This window comes from Synechococcus sp. R3-13, assembly GCF_047462195.1.
In the GTDB taxonomy this organism is placed as follows: Bacteria; Cyanobacteriota; Cyanobacteriia; order Thermostichales; family Thermostichaceae; genus Thermostichus.
Genome location: NZ_JANSIO010000115.1, coordinates 2,426 through 3,151 on the forward strand (window position 1 = coordinate 2,426; position 726 = coordinate 3,151).

Genomic DNA, 726 nt, shown 5'->3' on the forward strand with positions numbered 1-726 from the left:
TCGGGTATCTCATCCTAAACTGAAACGACTATGACGGTTATTCCGGCAGCAGCGAAAGAAGGGCCAGGGATCTCTAGGGCAGTTGCAGCACCTGAACGGGCGAACCGGCAGGGATCTGGGTTGTCCCTACTGGCAGCACAGCCAAGGCATTACAGCCGGCCAGACTGATGAGATTGCCGGAATTGAGGTTGGCGGCGGGCTGAAATTGGATCCCCTCAGGCCTGACCTGCAGCCGTCCCCAGAGATAGTGTTCCCGCTGACCGTCGGCATGCAGATCCACCGGGCTGAAGGCGGAGAGGATCTGCCAGTAGGGGGGCAGGGATCCGCCCATTTTTCGCAGGGCCGGGTGCAAAAAGCGCCAGAAGGTCACCAGGGCAGAGGCAGGGTTGCCCGGCAGGCCAAAGTAGAGCTTGGGGGGGCCGTGGGGATTGGGAAAACGAGCCACCGTCAGGGGTTTGCCCGGCTTGATGGCCACGCTGCGGATGAAAATCTCGCCTCCCAACTCCTCCAGCACCTTTTCCACCAGGTCAAAATCCCCCACCGATACCCCTCCGGAAGAGATCACCCCATCGGCAGAGGCCAGGGCCTGCTGGACGACCTGCCGCAACACCTGGGGCCGATCCGGCACGATGCCCAACTGGATCGGGATCCCACCCGCTGCCTTGACCAGAGCCGCCAGGCCGTACTGGTTGGAATCCACGACCTGCCCCGGCCCCGGCACCTGCT

Annotated in this window: 1 protein-coding gene; it reads right to left on the reverse strand. The window is 62.8% G+C overall.

The window, feature by feature from the left end:
* Window positions 1–73: 73 nt before the first annotated feature.
* The coding region (locus tag NW856_RS03905; protein WP_414399198.1) for a molybdopterin molybdotransferase MoeA at window positions 74–726 on the reverse strand (653 nt) is incomplete at its 5' end.